The 17,903-nt window shown below is 58.9% G+C and carries 15 protein-coding genes and 1 tRNA gene; 11 read left to right on the forward strand and 5 right to left on the reverse strand.

The genetic code is table 11. The annotated features are described in order from the left end of the window. Nucleotides 1-297 precede the first annotated feature (297 nt). The 3 genes from ABY454_RS02420 (at nt 298) to ABY454_RS02430 (ending at nt 4,090) form a co-directional block, all read left to right on the forward strand. Nucleotides 298-1,089: a TVP38/TMEM64 family protein gene (locus ABY454_RS02420; RefSeq protein WP_372928578.1), complete on the forward strand. Its 792-nt coding sequence runs from the start codon at nt 298-300 to the stop codon at nt 1,087-1,089. A 24-nt stretch (nt 1,090-1,113) separates the two neighbouring features. Next, nucleotides 1,114-2,538 (forward strand): NAD(P)/FAD-dependent oxidoreductase, encoded by a 1,425-nt coding sequence (locus ABY454_RS02425; RefSeq protein ID WP_372928579.1) that lies wholly within the window; start codon nt 1,114-1,116, stop codon nt 2,536-2,538. Between the two features lie 130 nt (nt 2,539-2,668). Continuing rightward, entirely contained in the window at nt 2,669-4,090 is a 1,422-nt protein-coding gene (locus ABY454_RS02430; protein WP_372928580.1) for an ATP-binding protein, read from the forward strand. A 19-nt stretch (nt 4,091-4,109) separates the two neighbouring features. Here ABY454_RS02430 and ABY454_RS02435 read toward each other — a convergent pair whose 3' ends face one another. Then, the gene (locus tag ABY454_RS02435) at nt 4,110-4,478 is read right to left on the reverse strand and encodes a hypothetical protein (protein WP_372928581.1); all 369 of its coding nucleotides are present in this window, start codon (nt 4,476-4,478) and stop codon (nt 4,110-4,112) included. 186 nt (nt 4,479-4,664) lie between these two features. Here ABY454_RS02435 and ABY454_RS02440 point away from each other — a divergent pair. Next, a tRNA-Arg gene (locus ABY454_RS02440) sits at nt 4,665-4,741 on the forward strand. Nucleotides 4,742-5,050: 309 nt separating this feature from the next. Here ABY454_RS02440 and ABY454_RS02445 read toward each other — a convergent pair. Continuing rightward, nucleotides 5,051-6,784: a DUF1214 domain-containing protein gene (locus tag ABY454_RS02445; protein ID WP_372928582.1), complete on the reverse strand. Its 1,734-nt coding sequence runs from the start codon at nt 6,782-6,784 to the stop codon at nt 5,051-5,053. 393 nt (nt 6,785-7,177) lie between these two features. On the opposite strand from ABY454_RS02445, the gene ABY454_RS02450 reads away from it, so the two are divergent. The 6 genes from ABY454_RS02450 to ABY454_RS02475 all read left to right on the forward strand — a co-directional run bounded on the left by ABY454_RS02450 (nt 7,178) and on the right by ABY454_RS02475 (nt 14,525). Continuing rightward, entirely contained in the window at nt 7,178-8,704 is a 1,527-nt protein-coding gene (locus ABY454_RS02450; protein ID WP_372928594.1) for an arylsulfatase, read from the forward strand. A gap of 181 nt (nt 8,705-8,885) precedes the next feature. Continuing rightward, complete coding sequence (locus ABY454_RS02455; protein ID WP_372928583.1) at nt 8,886-9,143, forward strand: hypothetical protein; 258 nt, start codon at nt 8,886-8,888, stop codon at nt 9,141-9,143. A 334-nt stretch (nt 9,144-9,477) separates the two neighbouring features. Next, the gene (locus ABY454_RS02460; RefSeq protein WP_372928584.1) at nt 9,478-9,774 is read left to right on the forward strand and encodes a hypothetical protein; all 297 of its coding nucleotides are present in this window, start codon (nt 9,478-9,480) and stop codon (nt 9,772-9,774) included. Between the two features lie 294 nt (nt 9,775-10,068). Then, complete coding sequence (locus tag ABY454_RS02465; protein ID WP_372928585.1) at nt 10,069-12,009, forward strand: DUF3604 domain-containing protein; 1,941 nt, start codon at nt 10,069-10,071, stop codon at nt 12,007-12,009. Between the two features lie 696 nt (nt 12,010-12,705). Continuing rightward, a complete protein-coding gene (locus ABY454_RS02470) occupies nt 12,706-13,731 on the forward strand; it encodes a hypothetical protein (protein ID WP_372928586.1) in 1,026 nt (341 codons plus the stop codon). A gap of 296 nt (nt 13,732-14,027) precedes the next feature. Next, nucleotides 14,028-14,525: a GFA family protein gene (locus tag ABY454_RS02475; protein ID WP_372928587.1), complete on the forward strand. Its 498-nt coding sequence runs from the start codon at nt 14,028-14,030 to the stop codon at nt 14,523-14,525. A gap of 220 nt (nt 14,526-14,745) precedes the next feature. On the opposite strand, the gene ABY454_RS02480 is transcribed toward ABY454_RS02475, so the two are convergent. Further along, entirely contained in the window at nt 14,746-14,925 is a 180-nt protein-coding gene (locus ABY454_RS02480) for a hypothetical protein (protein ID WP_372928588.1), read from the reverse strand. Between the two features lie 400 nt (nt 14,926-15,325). Between ABY454_RS02480 and ABY454_RS02485 the strand changes: the two genes are divergently transcribed. Beyond that, on the forward strand, nt 15,326-16,807 hold the full coding sequence (locus tag ABY454_RS02485) for an aromatic amino acid lyase (RefSeq protein ID WP_372928589.1): 1,482 nt from the start codon (nt 15,326-15,328) through the stop codon (nt 16,805-16,807). 138 nt (nt 16,808-16,945) lie between these two features. Here ABY454_RS02485 and ABY454_RS02490 read toward each other — a convergent pair whose 3' ends face one another. Together ABY454_RS02490 and ABY454_RS02495 are read right to left on the reverse strand one after the other, a co-directional pair. After that, nucleotides 16,946-17,308, reverse strand: a complete 363-nt coding sequence (locus ABY454_RS02490; protein ID WP_372928590.1) for an SOS response-associated peptidase family protein — start codon at nt 17,306-17,308, stop codon at nt 16,946-16,948. A gap of 45 nt (nt 17,309-17,353) precedes the next feature. Continuing rightward, nucleotides 17,354-17,903 (reverse strand): carbohydrate porin (locus tag ABY454_RS02495; protein ID WP_372928591.1); only part of this gene is annotated, 550 nt, incomplete at its 5' end.

A 17,903-nucleotide genomic window follows, 5' to 3' on the forward strand; every position in this document is an offset into this window, starting at 1 on the left:
TGCGCCAAATCGCGCGCCCAAGGGCCGGAAAGCGGGAAAGTCCGGCCCCAACAGTTGTGGCGGTGCACAAAAGTCGGTTAATCAAGGAGGGCTTCCCGCTGCAACGCGCGCGCCTTGTCTGAGGCCGCCTCGTCCAAGCCAGTCCGCCAGAGCATGCCAGTCTGCCAAGTCGCGCTTCCAGGGCCGTGTCCCATCACGTCGAGTGACGGCCCATCACAAGGGTGCGAAAAACCGTTTTCACGGCCCGTTGGGTCAGCCTATCTCTTGGCTGTAGGCAGCCAAGGAGTACCCTCAAACATGGATACCGTGTCGGATATGGCGCGCGGCGCCGCGGATTGGCTCAAGCGGCTATGGCCTCTTCTGCTGATCCTCGGGGCAGGCGGCTTCATCTTCGCCATGGGCTGGCACCGCTACCTGACTTTGGAGCACCTCGCCGGTAACCGGGAGACCTTGCGCGCCTTCATCGAGGGCAATCTGCTCTTGGCGCTCGCAGTCTTCGTGGCCCTCTATGCCCTCACCGTCGCACTCTCTCTGCCTGGCGGCGCGGTTCTGACCATTGCCGGCGGCTTTCTATTCGGCTGGCTGGTCGGCGGCGCCGCTTCGGTGATTGGGGCGACCCTGGGGGCGGTGGCCGTGTTCATCGTCGCCAAGAGCGCCTTGTCGGACGTGCTTCAGGCGCGCGCCGGCCCGATGCTCTCCCGGTTCCGCGAGGGCTTCCACCGCGACGCCTTCAGCTACCTTCTGTTCTTGCGGCTCGTGCCGATCTTTCCGTTCTGGCTGGTGAACCTCGCGCCCGCCCTGCTGGGCGTTCCCTTCACGACCTATGTCGTTACCACCATCCTTGGCATTATCCCGGGAACATTTGCCTTCTCGCTGGCGGGCGCCGGACTCGATAGCGTCATCGAGGCCCAGCAGGCGGCCCATCAATCGTGCCTTGCAAAGGCGGGAGAGGGCGGTCAAGAGTCGTGTCCGTACGGGCTCGATCCGAGCGCGTTACTGACGCCGGAGCTGATTGCCGGGTTGGTGGCGCTCGGGGTCGTGGCGCTCATTCCGGTGGTGGTGAAGTGGTTCAGGCGGCGGGCGGCCTAATCGTGGTGAGAGGGATTTAGGCGAATGGAAGAGGTGCTTAAGCCCGATCTCTGCGTCATTGGCGCAGGCTCAGGCGGCCTTTCGGTTGCGGCGGCAGCGGCCCAGTTCGGGGTTCCCGTCGTGCTGATCGAAAAAGGCCTGATGGGCGGCGATTGCCTCAACTATGGCTGCGTGCCGTCCAAGGCGCTGCTCGCGGCGGGTAAGCGCGCCGACGCCGTTCGCACCGCGTCCAATTTCGGTATCGATGTTCTCGAAGCGCAGATCGATCACCGCGGCGTCCATCAGCACGTTCATGGCGTCATCGCCGCGATCGCACCGAACGACTCCGTAGAGCGGATGACCGGGCTTGGCGTCCGCGTGATTCAGGCGCAGGCAAACTTCCTCGACAAGTTCACGGTGGAGGCGGGCCGCGTGCTGGTCAAAGCGCGCCGGTTCGTGATCGCCACCGGTTCGTCGCCGACGGTCCCGGCCATTCCCGGTCTCGACGAGGTGTCGTACCTCACGAACGAGACCATCTTCGATATCGGCGAACGTATTCAGCACCTCATCATCTTGGGTGGCGGCCCGATCGGGCTCGAACTCGGTCAGGCGCATCGCATGCTCGGTTCGCACGTCACCATCTTCGACACGGCGGACTTCATTGCCAAGGAAGATCCGGAGGCAGCCAAGGTCCTTATCAAGCGCCTCGAGGAGACCGAGGTGGAGATGTACCCCAACACGCGCGTGGAGCGCGTCGAGCCGTCGGTCCAAGGCCTCGCCGTGCACTTCAACAAGGACGGCGAGAGCGTCATCATCAAGGGCTCTCATCTCCTCGTGGCCACGGGCCGCAAGCCCAACTTGAAGCAGCTCACTCTCGACCGCGCTGGCATTGCTCACAGCGACGCCGGCGTCAAGGTCGACGAGCAGCTCAAGACATCCAACCGCCGCGTCTATGCGATTGGCGATGCCATTGGCGGGGCGCAGTTCACCCACCTGGCGAACTATCACGCCAGCATCGTCATCAAGAACGCGCTGTTCCGTCTCAAGCCGGATGTCAGCGCGGTGAACATTCCCCGGGTCATCTACACTGATCCCGAACTGGCGCAGATCGGCCTCACCGAGCAGGAGGCCAAACAGAAATATCGGCGCATCCGCATCTACCGCTGGCCTTATGCCGACAACGACCGCGCCCAATGCGAGAAGCAGACCGACGGCTTCATTAAGGTTGTCACCAAGAAGGACGGCACCATTCTCGGGGTCACCATCGTCGGCGCCGAGGCCGGCGAACTGCTCCAGCTGTGGATCGTGGCCATGGCGAGAGACATTCGCATCGGCGATCTGATCTCGCTGGTCCTGCCCTATCCCACCCTGTCGGAGCTCTCCAAACGCGTGGCGTTCGCCTATCACCAACCCATGCTCTCCAAAGGCTGGTTGCGCAGCATTATCGGTATGTTGCGCCATTTGGGCTAATCGCAGTTTTCGCGGGAAACCCCCTGAACTTGCGCTATAATTCACCTTCGCGGCCCATGAGGCCGAAAGCCATTCGCGAGCGTTGCCGTTGAACGATCAAGCGTCGCGCCAGATGCCGGCCGAAAAAAGCATGACCCGCTATGTGGCGGGGCTTTCGACGAAGCTTCTTCTGCTCACCATCGTTTTCGTCATGGTGGCGGAAGTGCTCGTCTTTGTGCCGTCCGTATCCAACTTCCGCCGCCAGTGGCTGATGGAGCGGCTGCAAGCGGCGCAAATCGCCTCGCTCGCCGCCGAGGCCGCGCCGGGCGGCCAGCTTCCCGCCGCACTCCGCGACGAGTTGCTCGACAGCGCCAGGGTCAAGGCGATCTCGGTGAAAAAAGAAGACAAGCGCGTGCTCATCGTCGAGATGGACATGCCGGAGGAGGTCGACGGGGCTTATGACCTGCGCAACGCCACGTGGATAAACCTGATCGCCGATGCGCTCATGGTCTACGTCGCGCCTGACGGCCGCATCATCCGCGTCGTCGGCGAACCTGGCTTGAATACGGGCGAGACGATCGACGTGGTGATGGAGGAAGGCCCCCTCAAGGCCGCCATGGTGCAATACGGCCTCGACATTCTTGGATTGTCGATCCTCATCTCGGTCATCACCGCCACGCTCGTCTTCCTTGCGCTCGACGCGCTCCTGGTGAAGCCCATGACCAAGCTCACGCGCAACATGGTCCGCTTCGCCGAGCAGCCCGAGGACCCGACGCGGATCATCGCGCCCTCCGCCCGCCGCGACGAGATTGGTGTCGCCGAGCGCGAGCTTTCCACCATGCAGCACGAGCTGTCGCAGACATTGTCGCAGAAGACGCGGCTGGCCGCGCTTGGACTTGCGGTGAGCAAAGTCAGCCACGACTTGCGCAACATGCTGTCGAGCGCGCAGCTCCTGTCGGACCGCCTGGCCGAGGTCAAGGACCCGACCGTGCAGCGTCTTGTGCCGAAGCTGATCGCCTCGCTCGACCGCGCCATCCGGCTCTGCGTCCACACCCTGGACTTTGGTCAGGCGCAAGAGACGCCGCCGAACCGCCAGCGTTTCGAGCTCGGGCAATTGGTGGACGAAGTGGGCGACAGTCTCGGACTGCCGCGCAAGGACATGATTGCCTGGGAACTCGATTTGGAGGATCGCCTGGAGGTCGACGCCGACCGCGACCAGCTCTATCGCGTCTTAAGCAATCTCTGCCGCAACGCCGTGCAGGCGCTCGAAAGCGAATGCCGCGGCGTCGGCGCCATCATGGTCACGGCTCGCCGCGAAGGCGCCGTGGCGTTGATCGAGGTTGCCGACACCGGCCCCGGCGTTCCAGAAAAGGCGAAGGAGCGCTTGTTTCAGGCGTTTCAGAGCGTGGCGCGCAAGGGAGGCTCGGGGCTTGGGCTCGCCATTGCCTCCGAGTTGGTCCAGGCTCATGGCGGGCAGATCGCGCTGGTCGGCAATGAAGGCGGCGCCACCTTCCGCATCACCATTCCCGACATTGTCGTCGAGTTGAAGCAGGCAAGGCGGCGCCGCGCTTAAGTCTTTTCAAGAGCGTCTGCTACTTGGTCTTCTCGGCGCTGACCGGCTCGCCGTCCATCGAGCCGCCCTTGTAGGCGGTCTTGGTGTACTTATCGCCGTCCTTGGCGATCCTGGTGCTCCACTCATCGGACCACGTGATCACGACCGCGCCGCCTTCTTCTTCCTTCCAAGACCCGTCCAGGCTCTCGCCGGCACGATCGCCGGAGGCGATGCCGTTCTCGGCCAGGGTGATCGTCATTGGGTTGCCTTGCGTGTCTTGGGTTTTGTAGGTGCCGATGGCGCCACTGGCGCTGCTGTCGCCGCCGGAGGGCGCGTCGCAGCCCGCGATGGCGAAGGCGAGGAAGCCTGCGCCGAGGATGGCGACGGCTTTGCTCAGGAAACGGTGCATGGTGCTTCTCCATTATTATTGGTGGGCGCACCATATCGGAAATCGGCATGGATTTTGGCTAAACTTCCAAGCCTTGCCTTCGATGTCCCAAGGTATTACCTAGGCGGAACGCGAGCCCCCGAAAAGCCGGGCAGGTTTCGCAGGCAGCCAATCCCGCTCAACATGATCGCGGAATTTCGGCTTTTAGCGCCGGTAGCTCAGCTGGATAGAGCACCAGACTACGAATCTGGGGGTCGGGAGTTCGAATCTTCCCCGGCGCGCCAATAATTTCAAATAGTTAGACCTTGACGCCCTTGAGAGTTAATTTCGCGGGGTAAACCATGGGGTAAACGGCCCGTGGAGACCGCCGCGACCGAGCGGCGTCAGCATCGTAAACCTCTATTGCTGTAAAGTGCCGTTCGTGTGTGGGAGCCAACTGAGGGAGGCTCCCATGACATCATCACGCCGGTTTCCGGCACCCTGGACGGTTGAGCAAGTTCCGGGTGGCTACAAGGTGCTGGACGGCAATGCTGGAGACTGGCTCAGCATTGTTTATGCCGAAAGGCGGCGTCGCGCAGCATCGAGGGCGCTGTCTATTGCGATAACTTTTCCGCCTTGGGCGCTTGCCAGGTCTTCAGTTTCTCCAGGTCCGGCACGTAGAGCCGGAACTGGGAAGCTAGGTCGAGATCCTTGCGCTCGATGGGCAGCCAGTTCTCCTCGGGCACGCCCTCCGGCTTCTCAGCGGCGATGTGGATCTCAATGCCGCCGTCCTCGTTGAGCTTCATGCCACCATTCTCACCGACGCTGTACTTCTTGCGGTCGTTGGGGATGAAGAAGCCCTCGTCGAGGTCGTAGAGCGTCAGCGACCAGAAGGCCTTGGCGGGCGGCATTTCCTCCGCCGACATGCGGATGACATAGTCGTGCTGGGCGTTCAGGGGAGCACCATCGGTGGTGACCAGCTGCGGGTAGACTGCCTCCTCTTGCGGAATGCCGATCGGACCGGAGATCGAGGTAGCCACGAGCGCGTCAAGACTGGTCTCGCCTTTGGGTTGGAACATTACTGGCGCGATAGCGTCGTAGGTTTCCTGAGAGGCGATGTCCCGGAGGATCCCGCGCTGGATCTTCTGGGCGATCTCGCGGACTTGCTTGCCGTTGATCTTGGCGAACTGTTCCGGGTCGGAGGCCTTGCCCGGTTCCACGCCCAGGGGCCTGTAGGCCGCGAGGACCGCCTGATCCTCAGCATTATTGGGATCGAAGGTCGTGTGGTTAAACACGAACTGCATGACCTCAAGAAGGTTTTTCTCGAAGACATCTGCATCCGTTTCGCCAACCGGCGGAAATGCAACGTCGTCGATGGGCTTAGGCTCGCCACCCTCGTACTCAGATAAAGTGACGAGCTTGAGCGATTTCATCTGGTCGGCGATCTTTTTGAAGCGTTCCGGGTCGTTGGCATGAGGCATGATCCGGAACACGGCCGACACAAAATCTCCGGTCGCTTCAAAGACACGATCGATACCTTCAACGGGCTCTCCGTCGTAGCCCTCGGTCCGCGCAGAATACAACAACATCTTCTCAGGCTTGCGAAAATCGCCCAATCGCGTTGACATCGGAATATTGACGTAGTGGTCGTAGCCCGTGACCATCAGGGAGACATACTTTGAGTCGAATGCGGGAATCTCAAGGATCACCGGATCTTTCCGCAGATCGATCAAACAGCTCAGGTAGAGCGTATCGTTATTTGGGCGAGCGATCTCTTGTAGCGTGTGGTCTTTAAGCTCTGTATCAGGATCACAAGTGTTCCAGCCTCCCTGCTTAGCTGCGAACTTGTTGTTCACATTGTACATAGCGACATACTGGTAGGAGCGTTCGACCAGGTTTTCGATATCCGCTTTGCTAAGCTGGCCGTCGCTCTGAAGGGCCACAGACCGCCCCTCGACCAATTCACTGAATGGCTGAATGGCCTCCTCCACCGAGTCTAGGACCTCTACAGTTGCCTTCTTGGCTTCTTCTAGAACCTCTCGCGCCGCTTCGCTGGCATGATCAAGGGTCTTTGTCGCTTCTTTGGCGTCATCTAGTGCACGCTCAGCAGCGTCTCTCTCGGCTTCTAAGGTAGAACTCGTAAGCTCTTTGGCGCGGTCAATCGCATCCAGGATTGCCCGCTTTGCAGCTTCAATTGCCTCGTTGGTTGTTTCCTTTGCCTCGTCAATCACCTGCTCAGTCGATTGATCAGGAGCCTTTGTCTCCACCTCTTCCTCTGCGAACGCTTTTGTTGGCAAGAGTGCAAGGACGCAGAAAATCGTCACCAAAACCAGGCGCCTCGAGGTCATTCTCATCTACTCCCTAAAGTGCAGAAAAACTCCGCGATCATCACAACGCTTACTCAAACATCTGCCTTTGATATGAATCAGAGGGGGCGCAATGTCCGCTTCTGGCACTTAACGGACGTCAATCTGGATCACGCTGATGTCCGCTTTGAGGGGCAAGGCAGACATCATCAAACTGCGGTCTGATGTCCGCTAATGACCCAAAGCGGACAAAGATTGTCTCAAGACTGTCACCGAGCTTCTCCCAGCACCTCGGTAAGTCAACAAGCGCTAGGTTGACGTGGATCAAGCCACTTGGGCGCTCTGATTGTCATACTTTACATGAGAACAACCCAAATCGAGTGGGAGGTAACTCAAATGAGAACTATGCGACTAGCGCTCGTTGTGCTCGGAGCGATGCTTGCCAGCATGGTGGCGCAGGTGTCGGCATTCGCCCAGCAGGACAAACCGAACATCCTTGTGATTTGGGGGGATGACGTGGGGCAATCGAATATTAGCGCCTATACCAAGGGGCTTGTCGGTTATCGCACTCCGAACATTGACCGGATCGCCGACGAAGGCATGATCTTCACGGACTACTACGGCGAGCAATCGTGCACCGCCGGACGATCATCGTTCATCACAGGCCAGAGCGTGTTTCGCACCGGACTTTCCAAAGTCGGGCTGCCGGGTGCCGATCTCGGGCTTCGCGAAGAGGATCCGACAATCGCCGCACTCCTTAAGGCGCAAGGGTATGCGACTGGTCAATTCGGTAAGAACCACCTTGGTGACAAGGACGAGTTTCTTCCGACCAACCATGGCTTCGACGAGTTCTTCGGCAATCTCTATCATTTGAACGCGGAAGAAGAGCCAGAGAACGAGGATTACCCGGATGATCCGGAGTTCAAGAAGAAGTTTGGTCCCCGCGGCGTGATCCACTCTTGGGCACAATCTGACGGGACCCAGAAGATCGAGGACACCGGCCCGCTCACGAAGAAGCGTATGGAAACGGTCGATGACGAGACCTCAGATCGTGCCATTGCCTTCATCAAAGAGCAGGTCGAGGCTGGCAAACCTTTCTTTGTCTGGTGGAGCGGCACGCGTATGCATTTTCGCACGCACGTAAAGCCGGAGCTCCGTGGGATCTCAGGGCAGGACGAGTACGCTGATGGCATGGTCGAGCACGACATGCATATCGGCAAGTTCCTAAAGGTGCTCGATGAGCTCGGCATTGCCGACAACACCATCGTATTCTATTCGACTGACAACGGCCCGCATTACAATACTTGGCCGGACGCTGCTGCGACCCCATTTCGTGGGGAAAAGAATACGAATTGGGAAGGCGGCTGGCGTGTCCCTGCCATGGTCCGTTGGCCCGGGAAGATCAAAGCAGACTCGGTCTCTAACGAGATCATGCACCATATGGATTGGCTGCCGACATTTCTAGCGGCGGCGGGCCAGCCCGATATCAAGGAGAAGCTTCTAGAGGGGGATGTTGAAGCGATCGGGCGTACCTACAAGGTGCATCTCGACGGCTACAACACACTCCCTTTCCTCACCGGTCAGGAAGAAGAAGGGCCTCGCAAGGACATCTTCTACTTCTCAGATGACGGCGACCTGACGGCGCTCCGATACAAGGACTGGAAGGTGCTTTTTATGGAGCAGAAATCGCCGGGTACGTTCCGTGTTTGGATGGAACCCTTCGTGCCTTTGCGAGTGCCGCTGATCGAGAACCTACGCCGCGATCCTTATGAGCGAGCAACAATCACCTCGAATACGTATCACGACTGGCAGCTCGATCGCGCGTTCGCGTTGGTCCCCGCTCAGGCCTATGTGGGCAAATTCTTGGAGACCTTTAAGGAGTTTCCACCACGGCAGAAGGCAGCAAGCTTTAGCCTCGACCAGGTCATGGAGAAGTTGAGCGCGCCAGGTGGCGCGCAGTAGGCGGACCTGAAAGATGCAATTAGATGGCGGGAGCGCTGACTCCCGCCATTCGTACCTGCCAGCGTGTCTCCCGTCTGGTGTTTGAACTTTCGCTTCTGGCTCTTAGCGAACGTTCAGGCTGATGCTGACCATATCCGCTTTCGGAGGCAAAGCGGACCATAGATAATAGGAGTAGATCCAAATGAGTAAGACAGTGCGAGCTTTGACCCTCAGCGTGATGCTGCCCTTTGCAGCTTTTGCGACGACATCCGCGATTGCCGAGGATGAACCGAGTGCCGGTAAGGGCGCTGCAAAAGGCGCTCTGGTAGGTGGAGCCGTTGGTGCCGTTACTGGAGGCGGCGCAGCCGCAGGTGCTGCTGTTGGTGCCGCCGCTGGCGCAACCGCCGGCGCGATCAAAAAGAATAAGGATGACGACAAAGAAGAAAAGAAAGATAATTAGGAGACGTGGCACCTTGAGCCTTTGTATGGCTCCACCACTACCTTCCCTGAGAAGCCGCGCGTCCCCCGCGGGGCTTCTGTCTTTCTGGAGTAACAAGACCGACGGCCGTTATTGGCGCTCAGCCGACATATAGGGTGAGAGGCCGCGCATCAACTTTGGGACGCGAAGCGGTCGTTAATGGTCTGAACTTGTGGGCCTCTTAGGTCCTTAGGTGCCCCGTATGGGCCTTCGGCCGATTAGAGGCACCGCCTTACGTCTTGACTTGTCGTGCCTTGTCGTTCGCAATCTTGAACGCCACGACGATAGTGTTCTGGCTCTATAGGGGGATTGTGTCATGGAAGCACTTGTACCGATTCTTACTCAGATCATTACAGGCATCCTAGGCGGTCAAGCTGTTGGTGCGGTGTTGCAACAAGTCGCGATGAGTCAGTTGACAAAGATCATCAGCGGTGCAGTCGGTGGTGTTGCTGGAGGCACACTTCTCGGGAGCGTGCTAGGAGGCGCTGCGGGTGCTGATCCTGCTGCGGGCGGCGCGCTAGGCGGCCTTCTCAGCAATGCTCTTGGAGGTGCAGGCGGCGGGGCAGTGCTTACTGGAATCGCGGGTGCGGTTATGAAGGCGATGAACAAGTAGCGGCTGTCAGCAGGGCTAGTTCGCACCCGGTTTGCTACCTTTTCCCCACGGGGTCGTGTTGTTCACGTCGCACGGCCCAATGTCCGCTATTGGCACTTAGCTGACCTCAGTGCCGAAGCTGAGGATGTCTGCTTAGGGGTGTAAAGCAGTCGTCGCTCATCCATGCCGCAATGTCAGCTAATGACCCAAAGCAGACATCATGGGGTAATATGACTTGCCGAGAACTTAGGACAATAGCGGGGTTCAGGCCCCGATAGCGCACTGAGGGATAAGCTTTAGTGTCGGGGAGGACGCATGAGGGAAGTAATCGGGTTTCGCCCACTGCTTGTCGCGAGTCTCATGCTCACGGCAACCGTTGTTTCGAGCAACGCCCAAGATACGTCGGGTGTGAACGCCGACGTCTATAAGGGTCGGCCCTATTCGCCCTATGCGGACCGGGCCTTTCCGAGCCGGGTCTATTTCGGCGATACGCATGTTCACACAGGATTGTCTCCTGACGCTGGCGGCTCGGGCACGACGCTGATGCCGCGTGATGCCTACAGGTTCGCTCGTGGCGAGCAGGTAGTCTCCAATAGTGGTCAGCCCGTCAAGCTCGCTCGACCCTACGATTTCTTCATGATCACCGACCACTCGGACGCGATGGGTGCGATCACTGATATTATCAAGGGAACGCCGAACATCATGGCGGACCCGGATGGGCGCCGCTACCATGAGGATTTCAACGCCGGAGGCAAGCAAGCTGAAGAGGCCATGTTCCGGCTGATCAATGAGTTTTCCCAAGGCGAGATTTCCGACGCCATCAACTATCAGCCCGGCAATCCGAACTATCGGCGCGTATGGGATGACATCATCGCTGCGGCCGAGGAGTTCAACGATCCGGGGCACTTCACGACGTTCATCGCCTTTGAGTGGACTTCGCTCGTCAAGGGCAACAACCTGCACCGGAACGTGATCTTCCGCGATGGTCCGGAACGCGCGAGTCGTGTCGAGCCCTACACCACGACGCCGCCCATCGGCAGCCGCAATCCGCGCGATCTGTGGAAATGGATGCAGGCCTACGAGGACAAGACAGGCGGTAGCGTGCTCGCAATTCCTCACAACGGTAATCTGTCGAACGGGATGATGTTCGCGCTGCAAGACGATTTCGGCGAAGGCGCGCCCTACGACGCGGAGTACGCGAAGCAGCGGCAGAAGTGGGAACGCCTCTATGAGGCCACCCAATATAAGGGCGACGGCGAGACGCATCCGCTGCTCTCGCCCGAGGACGAGTTCGCCGACTACGAAACCTGGGACTTCGGCAATCTCGACGTGAGCGCCGCCAAGACAAAGGAAATGCTCCCAGGCGAATACTTACGCAGCGGACTGCAGCGCGGGCTTCTGCTGGAAGAGAAGCTTGGCGTGAACCCCTTCAAATTCGGCTTGGTCGGCGCGACCGATACCCATACAGGTCTCAGTACGATCGACGAGGACAACTTCTTCTCCAAGTTCATTTCATACGAGCCGAACCCGCATCGGGCGACGCACGAGGGCAAGAAGAACGAGGAGCTTGGGATCGAAGGCTTCACGGGCTGGAAGTACAACGCAGCCGGCACTGTGGGGGTATGGGCGACGGCCAATACCCGAGGAGCCATCTTCGATGCCATGAAACGCCGCGAGACTTACGCAACCACCGGACCGCGCATGCGCGTGCGGTTCTTTGGCGGCTTCGATTTCGATGAGGAAGATGCGGCCCGCCGCGACCTCGCGGTTCTCGGTTACACTAAGGGTGTGCCAATGGGCAGCGACCTCACGGGTGCGCCGGATGGTAAGGTGCCGCGCTTCCTTGTCTATGCCTTGCGCGATCCGATTGGCGCTAATCTCGATCGCATTCAGATCATCAAGGGCTGGATCGGGGCCGACGGCAAGCCGCAGGAGAAAGTCTACGATGTGGCGTGGTCCGGCGCCCGCAAGCCCAGCGCGGACGGCAAGGTGCCGCCGGTCGGCGATACGGTTGACCTCTCGATCCCGGCCTGGACCAACACGATCGGCGCCGCTGAGCTCGGCACGGTCTGGACCGACCCGGACTTCGATCCGAATGTAAGGGCGTTCTACTATGCGCGGGTGATCGAGATCCCGACACCCCGTTGGACGGCCTATGATGCAGCGAAGTTCGACTTGGACCTACCGGACAAGATTCTGCTCAAAGGCCAGGAGCGGGCATACACATCGCCTATTTGGTACGCGCCTAAGAGCTGATGTCTGCTAGTGGCACATAGCAGACGTAAGTCTCGGAACTGGCCATGTCTGCTTACGGGCGTAAACCGGACGTCCCAAATTCGCCCTCCGATGTCAGCTAATGACCCAAAGCGGACATCACTTTCGGCTGAGCGGCCGGCATATGCTGGCCTTCTTCACGACCCCCAGTTCGCCTCATAGAGACGAAGCAGGTTCCCGCCGAGGAAGCCGCGGATTTCGTCGTCCGTCCGATGGGCATTCGTTCCAACGCCGTTCCAGACTTCCATAGGGACAGAATTTTGAGGCTCGTTCAACCATGCATTCTTTCCTGACACCGCGCTGACATCAGCCGCGAAGCGATTGAAGGAGCGCGAGATTCCGGTCAACAGTTGGAACCCGTTGAGATGCCCATCAGTTTGAAGAACTTATGACAAACGCTCCATCCACCGCATGGCCTGAGCCGGACCCTTGTTCCTCACTCAAATAAGATGGCCGAAAACGCATAGTCACGTTTGGCCTTTTCATGTTTTGCTCCATCAATCTGTGGCTGCTCTGCAGACATCCTTGCCAGAATTTCTCGACGACCACACAGACCACAACGCGACGTCAACCTTTAAGTTGAATTTGGGGCAGATCCTGATCAGGGCCGCCAAGCCCAACCCGTCGCGCGCTGATTGCGCACCGATCTGGACGAACGAACGAAATAGGGAAAAGCAAATGACAGATCCGTTTCCGAAAATAAAGCCTGAGCTGTACGACGAACTCAATGCCAATTTGGATACGACCTGGCCGCACGATCCAGTCGTGCCAGAACTGCCGCCAATGCCGACGACAGATGATCCGGGGATGAACCAGAACGCATTCCTCTGGACCCATTTCAACGACAACGTCTACCCCCCCAGGGACGAAGGTGTCCCCGAGCGGCGGACGCGGATCGTGACAGAAGACGACCCGCTCGAAGTCGACGTCTACTGGTCAATGCGCAGCCCCTACAGCTATCTGGCGCTGAACCGGATCGTCTGGCTGAATTCCAACTACAACGTGGAAGTGAACATTCGTCCCGTTCTGCCCGTTGCCGTTCGCTCGACCAAGGGCGGCAGCGGCAAAGCTGGCGGTCTGTTCAGCCTTCCGTACAAGGTCCCGGATTCGGTTTGGGACACGAGACGCCAGGGCAAGTATTTAGGTGTTCCTTTCCAGTTCCCGGTGCCCGACCCGATCTGGCAGGTCTGGAATCCGAAAGACAAGGTTCCAGGGCCGGACAACTGGCTCAGCGTGCACCCGCCGGAGAAGCAGCCCTACATCTTCTGGATCACCCGCCTCGCTTGCTACGCCTCGCTGAAGGGCAAGGCGATCGAATACATCAATCAGGTGTCCTACCTGATCTGGAGCGGTGTGGTGAGCCCGAAGTCCGAAGAGGGCTCGAAGGATCCTGCAAAGGGTCACTGGCCGAACTACGTCAAGGAGTACATGAACCGGGCCGACGGTTTGGACTACGACGAGGCGATCGACTACATCCGGGCGAACCCGGAAGAGATCGACCAGGTCTGGATCGACAACGCCGAGGGCATGGCCCGGACCGGTCATGGCGGCGTGCCGCTTATGGTCATCCACAACGAGCCCTTCTTTGGCGGTGACCGTTTCGACCAGTTCTTGTGGCGCTTGCGCGAGAATGGCCTGACCCGGCGCCCAGCTCCACGTGCCCCGTTCGCCACGCCGCCGCTGCGCTGGCCCGCCGGCTTCTAAACGGCTTTCGGCCTGCGCCCGGCCAGCGGGCGCGGACTTGCAAGATCAGGCATCGCGAGATGAAGGGACCCAGGAGGAGAGTAAGGGAATCCATTTGATACCGCCCGCATAATAACGATCGTTCGGCAGCGCTTCCCTTGAGGACGTGAGCACGTTTGCTGAACAAGGCGGCGAAAATCCCTATGCGCGACAGGATCCCAGGCTTCACCGAGCGGTGGTGGAGTCCGCGTCCTTCGGAGCCACGCGCCGAAGGACGGGCGGGAGTACGTGTGCGTGTGCCACAAGGAGAAGAAGAGATGAAAGTCAAAGGCACCTGCCATTGCGGCGAGATCACCTACGAGGCCGAGGTCGACCCCGAGAAGGTGGCCGTCTGCTACTGCACCGACTGCCAGACGATGACTGGCGGGACCTGTCACGTGAACGCGGTCGTCGCCGACGACGGCCTCCGGCTTACCGCGGGCAAACCGGCCGAGTACACCAAAACTGGCGACAACGGTAATAAGAGGATACAGGCGTTCTGCGGAACTTGCGGGACCCATCTCTACGCGTGCAACGTCGAAGGGCCGAAGCACTACGGCGTTCGGGTCGGCGCGATGGACAAGCGTGCCGAACTATCGCCCAAGGCGAGGTTTACCTGCGGTCGCAGCCCGGCTGGGTCGTCGATGAAGCAAGTCTCCCGGGCAGGGAGACCCAGTAGGTGGAATGGTGAGTCGCAATCAAAGAAACCGTCGCGAGGCGGCTTCTCGGCGGGTTCGGGCCTCGCGGCGCGGCGCGCGTCAGTCAGCGTTGGTTAGGGGTCCATGTCCGCTTTGGGTCATTAGCTGACCTCGGACTGGCGATAAAACACGACCGCTTTACATCCGTAAGCAGACATCCTCGGCCTCGCTATTGAGGTCCGCTAAGTGCCAATAGCAGACATCAGGGCTACCAAGCCACCCGCCTACCGCCTTTGCCGCCGAAGCCTTGGAGATTCTCGTCGAAGGTGTAGTCGACTTTCGCGAAGACCGAGGTGGCTTAAGTGAAGTTGAACAGGTTCACACCCGCCAATACTTCGCCCCACACATTCTGCAGGTTATCGTTGAGCTGGAAGGTCGTGCCGCTTGAGATAAGCCTTGCGGAGTTGCCATCGGTGAGATTGCCCCACAAGCTCGCGATGACGAAGGGCTCCACTATGGTGCCTTCCCAGGCTTGCATGGTAGTGCCTGCCCTTTCCCCTAAGCCAACATCCGCGGCTTCGGAGATTGGGCCGGCTAAGTGCCAGAAGCGGAACTGAAGCGCTCGACGCTAAGCGTTTCCTAAACTACTTGCGAAGTTTTCTTGACGTGTAGAAGGGGCCATCGAGATGAAATGTGGACGTTGGATCGAACAAGGAATAGCTCCTCTTACGGCTAGTTTGGCGTCGGTCTTCTTATACCGTTCAGAACCAATCCGGATGAGGTTTTCGGTACACACAGCCGTCAGAATCGGTTCCCGATTGCTTCCACTAGTCTTGTTGTTGGCTGTTAGCGGAACGAGTAGCGCTGCATTCGATAAGCCGGCCGCTTCGGACCGACCGATCGAAACGGGTCAGGTTATTGTCCTGAGTGGCAATGGTATGACCATCGATCAAATCGTGGACATCGCGGACGGCAGAGCGACAATTGCAGTGTCCGAAGAAGGTATGGCGAGAATCCGTCGAGCTCGCAATGTGACTGACCACTTCATCGAAGAGAATCTGCCCGCCTATGGCATCACCACGATGTATGGAGCCGACTTCAAGACCACCTTGCCTCCGGCTGAGATGCGGCGCTTTGGGCGGATTAATATCATCCAGGAAGCCACGCGGGTTGGAGATGGAACACGACCGCTGGTAGACCGAGGCACCTTGCGAGCGGCATGGGCTTTGCTGGTCAACAGCTACGCGCGCGGCTTCTCGGGCGCCAGCCCCGACTTGGTCGCGACGTTAGTCGATCGAGTGAATACCAACACCATTCCGGAGAATGTCGAGTACGGAAACTCCATGGGCGATGCTGACCTTACCGCAAACGCCCAAGCTGCAATGAGCCTGCTAGAAGACCCCAAGTTTGAACTGAAAGCCGGAGAAGCAACAAATCTTCTAACCCACAACTTTGTCGGCGTTGCCTTAGCCGCGCAGATCGTACAGCGGACTGAAGCGCTGCTCCGGGGCCAAGAAACGGCACTCGCACTCACTATCGAGGGATTCCGTGCCAACTTGGCGCCGCTGCGGCAGCTTGATTCACGCCAGGACTCGTCGAACTCACAGAAAGTAGAGCGGGCGAACCTGCAGAGCTTGCTCGAAGGCAGCATCCTTTGGAAGGCTGACGGTCCCAGGCAGCTGCAGGACTTCTTGAGCCTTCGGGACGGCGTGCATACTCTGGCTGCGCTTCGTCTTGAACTCGATCAGTTCAAGCCGATTCTTCAATCTTTCGCCAACTCGAATCATGGTTCACCTGTTGTACTTGTTGACACTCAGGAGCTTATTTCCGTTCCAGATTACGACACGAGTCAGGTCACGCTCGGTCTAGACGGCTTGCGGCAGGCGCTGGGCCTTGTCGTCACGGGGAGTAACAGCCGTGGACTGAAGATGGTCTCTCATCCATTCATTGATCTGCCGTCCGGCTTGACCTCGGGCGATCCGGCTGCATTTGACGGGCTCTATACCCGCAACGTCACATACGCCATGAACAGCTTGACGCGAGCGGCATTACTCGAAACCACTCCCGTCCTGCTTTTAACGGAAAGCTATATGGCAGAGGGTGACGAAGACTACTCCCCCGCTTTTCCAAATTCGGTTCTGATGGCTCGGGAACTTGTCGGACTAGTTGAGAAAGTATCAGCCCTTGAGGCGTTGATAGGCAGCGTTGCGATCGAACTACGGATAAGATCAGGAGCCCTAAGTGCCAACGAAATCCCCTCTGCTCTTCGCGAAGTCCAGAGCGATATAATTAAACACTCGCCGTTGGTTCTCCCTTCAGACAAGCAATACAACCTTGCTCCTTTGTTCAAATACTACACATCCCGACATCAGCGCGCAGCCGCATTCGTTCCCCACAGAAGAAACGCGGCATCCGAGTAGCTTGGTAAATGGTGGCAACACGTCCGCTTTGGGTCATTAGCAGACTCCTTATTCAGCACCATTTTAGGTCGGCTTTGCGTGCTGGGGTCTTGGAGGAAGCTGCCGGAACGCCGAATGGGCTGGTTGCTACGGATGCCATCAAGACTGATGCGCGCGGAACATTGGGAGCTTCGCGACGGTCTCGGCCTTGGCGTTGATGGGTTTGCGGCCACCCTTGGGGTCTTTGCACCAGTACGGGATGAGGCCCCACTTGATCAGATCGAGGGAGCGCTCGCCGGTTTCGTGGTTCTCCCGAATGACCAGCAGCTCTTGGCTCGGCGCAGCATTGTAGCGAGGGCGGACATTGCCCATCCGGCTGTCGCTGACGTCAAGGCCGTCAACGATGGCAAGGCGCAAGGGGCTCGAACTTTGAATGACGCGTCCGCACATGCCTTCAGCATAGATCAGTCCCGAGTCCAGGCGTACCGTCGCAATGTCCGGAAGTAGACCCACAGCGGACATCGGCGGGCTTGGCTCACATGTCCGTTAATGACCCAAAGCAGACGTTTAGAACAGGGTCCTAAGCCTTAAGCTGCCGACTGTCAGAACATCTTCGGTCGGGTTTTTGGCTGGGTCGAAGATCACTTGTATGTCCGGCGTGATGTGGGTGAGCGGCGTCAAATAGAAGCGGTAAAAAGCTTCCAGGACATATTGGTCGTTAAGAGTCGTGTCGGTGGGCTCGCCCCACGAAAAACCTATTCCGATAAGATCGGAGCTATAGCCGAAGGGCTCTTCGAGCCCCAGGCCAACGGCGAAGGTCTGGCGAATTGCTGTCGCTCCACCGTCGGCATAGGAATACCGCACGAAAGGCACGATGTTTCCGTCCGGTCCCAGCTCCTGCTCCAATGTGAACGCAATGCCACGGCCACTTGGCGCTTTGGCCTTCTCGCGCTTGTCGCTATGCCACAGCGTAACATGGTAGAGACCGGCTCCAGGTCTGCCGTAGTTTGGCGTGGCGCCCAATTCTATCGCCGTGAAAAATTCGCCGCGATCGAGCTGGCCAAAGCTGTTTGCATCGCCATTGGCGTCGTGGACGCCTCCCATGATGTATGTGTTC

The sequence above is a fragment of the Methyloceanibacter sp. genome (assembly GCF_041573655.1).
GTDB lineage: Bacteria > Pseudomonadota > Alphaproteobacteria > Rhizobiales > Methyloligellaceae > Methyloceanibacter.

What these genes read in the sequence shown, in the direction of transcription:
- ABY454_RS02420 (WP_372928578.1), top strand. Translation starts at nt 298, where the DNA reads ATGGATACCGTGTCGGATATGGCGCGCGGCGCCGCGGATTGGCTCAAG.
- ABY454_RS02425 (WP_372928579.1), top strand. Translation starts at nt 1,114, where the DNA reads ATGGAAGAGGTGCTTAAGCCCGATCTCTGCGTCATTGGCGCAGGCTCA.
- ABY454_RS02430 (WP_372928580.1), top strand. Translation starts at nt 2,669, where the DNA reads ATGACCCGCTATGTGGCGGGGCTTTCGACGAAGCTTCTTCTGCTCACC.
- ABY454_RS02435 (WP_372928581.1), bottom strand. Translation starts at nt 4,478, where the DNA reads ATGCACCGTTTCCTGAGCAAAGCCGTCGCCATCCTCGGCGCAGGCTTC.
- ABY454_RS02445 (WP_372928582.1), bottom strand. Translation starts at nt 6,784, where the DNA reads ATGACCTCGAGGCGCCTGGTTTTGGTGACGATTTTCTGCGTCCTTGCA.
- ABY454_RS02450 (WP_372928594.1), top strand. Translation starts at nt 7,178, where the DNA reads ATGCTTGCCAGCATGGTGGCGCAGGTGTCGGCATTCGCCCAGCAGGAC.
- ABY454_RS02455 (WP_372928583.1), top strand. Translation starts at nt 8,886, where the DNA reads ATGAGTAAGACAGTGCGAGCTTTGACCCTCAGCGTGATGCTGCCCTTT.
- ABY454_RS02460 (WP_372928584.1), top strand. Translation starts at nt 9,478, where the DNA reads ATGGAAGCACTTGTACCGATTCTTACTCAGATCATTACAGGCATCCTA.
- ABY454_RS02465 (WP_372928585.1), top strand. Translation starts at nt 10,069, where the DNA reads ATGAGGGAAGTAATCGGGTTTCGCCCACTGCTTGTCGCGAGTCTCATG.
- ABY454_RS02470 (WP_372928586.1), top strand. Translation starts at nt 12,706, where the DNA reads ATGACAGATCCGTTTCCGAAAATAAAGCCTGAGCTGTACGACGAACTC.
- ABY454_RS02475 (WP_372928587.1), top strand. Translation starts at nt 14,028, where the DNA reads ATGAAAGTCAAAGGCACCTGCCATTGCGGCGAGATCACCTACGAGGCC.
- ABY454_RS02480 (WP_372928588.1), bottom strand. Translation starts at nt 14,925, where the DNA reads ATGCAAGCCTGGGAAGGCACCATAGTGGAGCCCTTCGTCATCGCGAGC.
- ABY454_RS02485 (WP_372928589.1), top strand. Translation starts at nt 15,326, where the DNA reads ATGACCATCGATCAAATCGTGGACATCGCGGACGGCAGAGCGACAATT.
- ABY454_RS02490 (WP_372928590.1), bottom strand. Translation starts at nt 17,308, where the DNA reads ATGTCCGCTGTGGGTCTACTTCCGGACATTGCGACGGTACGCCTGGAC.